Source organism: Paeniroseomonas aquatica, assembly GCF_030409335.1.
GTDB classification, from domain to species: domain Bacteria; phylum Pseudomonadota; class Alphaproteobacteria; order Acetobacterales; family Acetobacteraceae; genus Belnapia; species Belnapia aquatica.
Genome location: NZ_JAUFPN010000067.1, coordinates 1 through 6,614, shown reverse-complemented (window position 1 = coordinate 6,614; position 6,614 = coordinate 1). Strand labels below are relative to the sequence as shown.

The following is a 6,614-nucleotide window of genomic DNA, read 5'->3' as shown; positions in this document are numbered from 1 at the left end:
GGCCGGTGACGCTGGCGCCGGTGACGGGGGTGTTGATGCCCCGTGCAGCGATGCGGCTGCCGCGATCCACCTGCTCAGCGGACGGCATCGGCGGTACAGCCGCGTCAGAGATCCCGTCACTTGGTGAAGCGGCTTGGGGCGGCACCGCCGCGGCGAGGCCGGCCAGAACGGTTGCGCAGAGTAGCGTTGCCCGGAGGGTGAGGCGTTCACACATGGCGCTGCACCTGGATGATACGCCGATCGGGATCGACCAGCAGGGTTGCGCGGCTACCGGCCTGGGTGCCGATGGAGCGGAATACTTCAAGGATGGAGGTGCCGTTTGCGTCCACGCTCACCACGGGCATTGCGGGAGCGTCCGGACCCGGCGCCGCGTAGCTCCAGCCGATCTTGTCGGCGAGCGCCTTGGCGACCTGATCCATGGGGCCAGACCATCGCCAGACAATCGGCTTATGCAGTTCGGCCGGAGTGGCCTGGGCCGGCGCACTGGTTGCCCGCATCGCCGCCATGGCCCGGTCCACACGATCGAACGACCGGAGCAGCGCTACTTCGGGATTAGCCGTGGCTTCGGCGTCGACATCGACGCGGTCATTCAGGTGATTGGCACAGCCTGCCAGAGTAAGCAGCAAGCCGGCGCCGGCGATTGAGAGGTGGCGCACTGTCAAAACTCCTTGGTGGTGAGACCAAGGTGCGACGCATCGGCGCGAATGGCGTCCAGCTCTCCTGCGACACTGGACGTTCGGTAGAAACTCGCTCAGGCATCACAGTGAGCGACCAACCGGAGAACAGCATGGCGGAACGGATTTGGGCATACGCTTTACAGGGTGACCGTACCGACCTTGACGACGCCGAGTTGCTATGGACAGGCGATGGCCCGTTTAGAATCAGTAGGATTCAAAATCCGCTAGGTGAAGAATACATGGCTCTATTTGCTGATAAATTTAATGGCCTTAGTTCCGCAATAGAAGTCGAAAACATAGCATCAACCGTTCTGCATCGAATCAATGGACTCTTGTTCCTTCGAGACATTCACCGAGCACCTTTGCGTAGCGCTGGTATTTTGGAACGGCTTACTGACGGGACGTATGCACGTCATGCCGTTGTGAAAGGAGCGGTGCTGGTAGGCCGTATCAGGATTCATGGTACCGGCGTTGTAGGAGATAGCTACGCGGCAAAATCCCCTCATCCTGTCGAGCAGGCTTGGTTAGCTCAAGCTATGGCCGACAATACTCTCTCTGATGTTCTGATCTTCCTGCAAGACGCTCCTGGGTGGTTCGACCTATGGAAAGCGTTTGAAATGATGCGGGACGACGTCCAGATCCGGTCTAATCGCCTGCCGTGGCACAAAACTGATGTGGCTTGGCCGTCTCAAACTGCAATGGACCGATTTGAGCAGACAGCGAACCACTACCGCCATAGTCGGGCAAAACGTATTCCAGTGCCCAAATCTGGCTGGATGGAAATCGAAGAGGGTCGCCGCTGGGTTAGTCGGTTGGTGGTTGCTTGGCTCGAGTGGCGGCAGCGCAATAGGTGACACTGCTACCTGATTGCCACTTATTCCGCCGCCATTGCTAGGCTGTCGGTATCCCGCAGAATCATACCGAGCCCGACGCCATTGGCGATCTCGTCGGCCAACTCCATGACGACGCCCTGCTCCGCGCGTTCGATCTCCTCCCCGCGCAATACCCGCCGATCCTTGCGACGCTTGATCTCGCGGACGGCGGTGCCACCGGCAAACACCCGGGCAAGACGGCGCAGCGCCTCGCCAAATCCGAGCCGGTCATAGAGGTTGTCGCGGAGGGAGGCATCTTCCGGGGTGGTGCTGAGTGCCCATAGCTCGACAGGGCCAAGGCTGTTGACCAGCATCTGCTCCCAGACCAGATCGGCGGCGTTCATCACCAACACGAAGGGCGCCCCGCCATGGCGTTGGTCCGGGCCGTTGAGGCGGCTGCGGATCGTCTCCCTAGTGCCAGGTGCCAAGCGGAGCCGGTCCGACAGGCGATCGGCCTCGTCGGCGTCACCGACGCCGCAGATCCAGCGGCCGGTTGCCTGTGACAACAGGTGCTCGCCGAAGTCATCCGACCGCTGGCTCGAGATCCCCATCTGCACGCCGTGCTTGGCGCCCTCGCGGTCATCGCGCTCGACCTGGGCACGTACGTCCGGCTGCGCCACGGTGCGTTGATACTCGTCGTACTCCAGCCGCTTCACCGCCTCGTAGGCCTCCGTGAAGCGTTCCAGGTGGTACTTCCTGACCAGCTCAGGGACATGCTCGGCATACTCAGGCCGGAGGAAGAAGTTGCGACCGACCATGTGTCGGGCCAGCAAGTACATGACACTGGTCTGCCAGTCGGCGTCCGGCGATCCAGTCGGGGCGACGGCATCCAGGTCGAGCACGATCACCCGGGCCTGGCCGAAGTCGATCCTGGTTGCGGCATCCAGCGTGGAGAATCGTTGGACAAATGATTTAACGTATCTCTCAAACATCTCGACCAGGGTTTCCACCCGATGCGGGATAACCCGTTCGAACAGCTGCTGGACATGCTGGCTACGGCCGGCACTGATCAGGTCGCTGATGCGTGGCACGGCGTGGCGGTTGGCCAGTTCGGCGGTGACATGCTCGCCCGCGGCGCAGAGTGCGTCCACAACCTCCCACCAGTAGGGCTCCTGCGGCAGGGCAGGTTTGAGCCGGTGCAGCGCCTGGTCCACGCGGGGCTCAATCCCTGCATGGTAGGGCTTGGGGCTGGTGTTTGCGCCATCGGTGCCGAACATGCGGTAGGCCTCATCGAGCACCAGGCTGATGAGCTGTCCCATACCCTCTTGCTGCACGCCACCAGGCGGTGTGGTGATCAGGCTGAGGAATGACTGTTGGAACGCCTTTTCGAGCGGCAAAGGGCGACGGCAGCCAACCTGGGTATCCAGGATGTTCGCCGCATGTGCGGGGATGGACTGCAGTTTGACGTAGAGCGCTTCGTGCCGGCGGTGCTCAGGCAGCGCCTCGCGCAGCAGCACGATGAGGCCCTCGGCTGAGCGGCCGACGTCAATTTTGGCGACGAGCGGCAAGCGTGATCCGCGGCGCCCCTGCGCGGCATTGGACAGGATGAAACCCAGCAGATTGGTATTAGCGAGGACGGATTTACCCCGGCGGCTCGGGCCAGTGTAGATGTCGGTCACCTTGATACGGGTGGGGCTACTCGGATCGTAAGGCCAGATGCGTCCGTCCGGTGAGCGGAACAGCACCGGTCCATCCGTCCAGGGCGATCCCGGCCGCGCCCAGGGCATCATCCGTAGGATGTCGCCAAGAGGCGCCTGGGCCGGCTTGGCGGTCGAGGCCGCAGCTATTCCGAGCGTGCTGCTCATCAGTCCGGCGAGGGGATCCCCGGCGCCGAACTTGACTCGCAGATTGCCCCAGGTCTGTACCCGGTGCTCCAGGACCACCTTGCGCCGCTGCAGCGTGCCCAGATCGCCTACCGGCGCCCATGTCGCAAAGCTCGCCCGCAGCCGGATCAGGACGTCCTGGCTGGCATTGCGCAGGTCAGCATTGGCCTGGATACCTTGCCAGGTCGCGCGGTTGGCAGGCAGGAACGACAGTAGCTGCGCCGCCGCCGCTTTCATGGCGTAGGTCGTGCCGGCCCCGCCCTCGATTAGGAAGCTAGCCCGCCAGGGGATGTGCTCGAGTGCCATTGCATGCACGAGGTGCGCGAACGCCATGGGACGCTCCGGGCCCAGCCACATGTCGAGGCTGGACCAATCATGAGCACCAAGGCGAACAGTCGATGCCGAGATCTCGGTCGCCCCTTCGGTGCAGATTTGCTCGGGAAGGCTCGGCCAGAGGGCACCTTCTGCGGTGTCGGGCTGGCCCTCGTCGGGTAGGCGCGGCATCAACGGATCACCCGGTAGGTTCGGGGTCCAGCCGGTGCTGGTCGTTTCCGGCAACATCGCTTCCCGGGCGATACGGATCATGTCCCGCGGGGAAATCTGCTCGTAGCTGATCTGCTGGTTGCGCAGGGCGCCCAGGACACGATCGGTGAAAGCCAGATGGCGTCCCTCGACCACATCGGTGGCGAGGAAAGGCTGCTGCGCATCACCCATCAAAGGCAAAGCCTTTTCGGCTGCCTTGATCTGCTGGTCGGAGATGCCCTTCTCCATTTTGGAGAGGGCGCCCCGCCGGGTCCAGAGCACCAGGAATGCCGCTTCCCAGCGCATCATGGACGGTAGCCGGCGCTCGCGCTCGGCAAAGATGTCGGTCAGGTCGAGGCCCAGATTCTCCGCAGTCCCGCGAGGGCTTTGCAGGGTCCGGCGGATCTCGGTGCCAGACAGCCCGGGATCAACGCCGAACCAGAATTGCATGGCGTGGCCGGGCTGCTCGAAGGCACCACTCAACTCCAGGCGCAGACTATCGGCCGTGCGGTTGATATCCGCCTCGGTCAGGGTTCGCCGAACGCCGAGGATGCGAATGATCGTCGCCGTATCGCCCGTATGAGTTAGTAGGCATTCGCCGCCGGCGGTGTTGATGTCGCAGAATGACGTCACCGGCTGCTTGAGCATCTGGATTTGAAATTGGGCGAGCATGCGGCTGAGCCATCTCATGCGGGGAGCTCCGATGCAGCTTCAAGGAGGGCCGGATAAAGGTCACGGCCGGCAACGTAATGCCGGCCCTGGTGCAGCAGACGGAGACCGGCCGGCACAACTCGCCGGCTCTCCGGCAGGCTGAGCAGGGCGGCCCCGAGCTCACGGGGGGAGGTCGTGCCAATCCGCCACTCCGCGTCGTGGGAGAGGCGGTCAAGGGCGGCATAGGTGCGATACGCCGCACGGAGGCGCGGCGTATCGCAGGTCGGGCGATTGGCGAGGCAGGGGGGCTCGCCGTGGGCGAGGAAGCTGCGATGGATGGACCGGACCAGCCAGTTGAGGGCGGGCTGGCTGATGTCGGGCAACCAGATCAGCGTCGCTTCCTGGTCGATCTGATCACTGCCAAGCCGGTGCAGGGTCCGGCAGTGCAGGCAGGCGGTGGCGAGGTTGGCGGCCTGGCGGTTGCCATGGTCGCCATCCAAAGGGAGGGGGGCCGGCGCCACCGGGCGTGGATCGTCGCAGAAACGGCAGGCACCCGCCTCCTGCACTGGCTCCGTGGTACTCTGCCCAGCCCCGTCGAAGGCCGCGACCCAGGCAGAAGAATGCACGGCGAAATTCAGCGGCAGGAGGCGGGTCATGGTGCCTCAGCGGCCGAAGGTGAACGGCTGCTGCGAGGCGGTCGGGGCACCACCGGTGAACGTCGTCGAACCAAGCGTGGAAAACCCGCCGATGCCAGCGAGGATCGAGCCGGCGATGAACCCCACCATGGCCATGCTGTAGTAGCCGCGGCCCTGGTTGTTGCGGTTGGCGCCGCCGAAGAGGTACCAAGCCGACAGCAGGAACACGATGCCGCCGACGATCAGGAACAGCGGCCCGATGATGGCGCTGCCGGCCCGGCCGAGGCCGGAGCCGATCTGCTCGCCGCGGGCGAACAGGTCGGCGCCCTGGGCCAGAGCTTCGGGGATGCCGGCGAGCAGCGCGGCGGTGGCGCCGGAGGCGGCGAGCGCGATCCGGGTGGTGATGACGGTACGCAGGCTTGGCATGATGCTTTCTCCTGTGGCGAAACTGCTGTCGCCCTCTGATTGCGAATATCCGGCCGACCGGCGCGAATGGCGCCGCTACGTTTCAGGAGCCGGTGGGCAGAAGCTGGACGAGTGAAGCGGCGACTTGATCGATCCGCGCCACGAGGCTGCCGCTGATGAACAGGACGGCAGGAACACCCCAGCCATGACGGCGTGTGCCCTTGGCCACGCCGATGGCAGCAAGGACGCCACGGAAACACACCGCGGCGCCGATGGCGGCCCAGAACAGCTTGAAGGACTCCAGCACCGCGACGAACGCTTGGGCCGGGGTCATGTTGGACCAGGCGCCGATGTCGACCTGCTCATACGACGACATGCCGACGCCGTAGGTGCCGGTGGTGCCGAGCGTCACGCCGGTCAGGTTCAACAGGTTGGTGAACCCGACCAGCATGAAGCCAAACATCATGACGCAGGCTGGCGCCCATTTACGGGCGTACCAGCTGGAGCGTGGATTGGCGGACTGCCACAACGCGTAGGCTCCGCCGGCAATGGCGGCCATGCCGGCGAGGAAGCAGAGCGGCCCAAGCCAAGCAAATATCAGGCTGCCAGTGCGGTTAGTGAGGGTGATGAACCACTGCACGGTGCGCTATCCTCAGTTGGTGATGCTTCCGCGCTCGGTCACGATCTCCCAGGCGGTCCCTTTCTGCGTGATGGACAAAACTTTGCCGTAGCCAGGCACGTCGCCGCCCGGCTTGGCCTCGACGGCCGGTGGCTGACCCGGCGCGGGATTGACGGCAACCAAGTAGGCAAGGTTGCTGGCCGCCCCGGTGATCCGGTACGTCGTTGTGGCATTGGCGGAGCGGGATACCGGGGCTAGGGCCTGTCGCTGTGGTGCAGCGGGCGCGGCGCCAGCGGCTACGGACTGCGTTGCCGCGACGTTGACCCGCGCCTCGATGAAGGCGATCCGCGAGTTGGCATCGGCCTGTGCGGCTCGCAGGTCGGCCTGCAGCTGGGCGACCTCTCGACGCA

At 64.4% G+C, this 6,614-nt stretch carries 6 protein-coding genes and 2 pseudogenes; 1 reads left to right on the top strand and 7 read right to left on the bottom strand.

The genetic code is table 11. The features are described 5' to 3' along the window. Positions 1-214 (bottom strand): annotated as a pseudogene (locus QWZ14_RS07305) (hypothetical protein); the annotation flags it as partial. Further along, positions 207-656 (bottom strand): DotD/TraH family lipoprotein, encoded by a 450-nt coding sequence (locus QWZ14_RS07300; protein WP_290315967.1) that lies wholly within the window; start codon positions 654-656, stop codon positions 207-209. The pseudogene QWZ14_RS07305 and the gene QWZ14_RS07300, both read right to left, overlap by 8 nt. 131 nt (positions 657-787) lie before the next feature. Between QWZ14_RS07300 and QWZ14_RS07295 the strand changes: the two genes are divergently transcribed. Beyond that, positions 788-1,531 carry a hypothetical protein gene (locus tag QWZ14_RS07295; RefSeq protein ID WP_290315966.1) on the top strand — a complete coding sequence of 248 codons (744 nt, stop codon included), beginning with the start codon at positions 788-790 and terminating at the stop codon, positions 1,529-1,531. A gap of 20 nt (positions 1,532-1,551) precedes the next feature. Here the strand turns inward: QWZ14_RS07295 and QWZ14_RS07290 are convergent, their stop codons facing one another. The 5 genes and pseudogenes from QWZ14_RS07290 to QWZ14_RS07270 all read right to left on the bottom strand — a co-directional run. Next, entirely contained in the window at positions 1,552-4,584 is a 3,033-nt protein-coding gene (locus tag QWZ14_RS07290) for an ATP-binding protein (RefSeq protein WP_290315965.1), read from the bottom strand. Next, entirely contained in the window at positions 4,581-5,201 is a 621-nt protein-coding gene (locus QWZ14_RS07285) for a hypothetical protein (protein ID WP_290315964.1), read from the bottom strand. The genes QWZ14_RS07290 and QWZ14_RS07285 overlap by 4 nt, the downstream gene beginning before the upstream one ends. Before the next feature lie 6 nt (positions 5,202-5,207). Continuing rightward, positions 5,208-5,606 carry a hypothetical protein gene (locus QWZ14_RS07280; RefSeq protein WP_290315963.1) on the bottom strand — a complete coding sequence of 133 codons (399 nt, stop codon included), beginning with the start codon at positions 5,604-5,606 and terminating at the stop codon, positions 5,208-5,210. Positions 5,607-5,688: 82 nt separating this feature from the next. Continuing rightward, entirely contained in the window at positions 5,689-6,225 is a 537-nt protein-coding gene (locus tag QWZ14_RS07275; RefSeq protein ID WP_290315962.1) for a hypothetical protein, read from the bottom strand. 12 nt (positions 6,226-6,237) lie between these two features. Continuing rightward, a pseudogene (locus tag QWZ14_RS07270) lies at positions 6,238-6,614 on the bottom strand (hypothetical protein); the annotation flags it as partial.

Bases quoted from the DNA above. Each gene is read 5' to 3' on its own strand.
- QWZ14_RS07295 (WP_290315966.1), top strand. From the start codon at position 788: ATGGCGGAACGGATTTGGGCATACGCTTTACAGGGTGACCGTACCGAC.
- QWZ14_RS07290 (WP_290315965.1), bottom strand. From the start codon at position 4,584: ATGAGATGGCTCAGCCGCATGCTCGCCCAATTTCAAATCCAGATGCTC.
- QWZ14_RS07285 (WP_290315964.1), bottom strand. From the start codon at position 5,201: ATGACCCGCCTCCTGCCGCTGAATTTCGCCGTGCATTCTTCTGCCTGG.
- QWZ14_RS07280 (WP_290315963.1), bottom strand. From the start codon at position 5,606: ATGCCAAGCCTGCGTACCGTCATCACCACCCGGATCGCGCTCGCCGCC.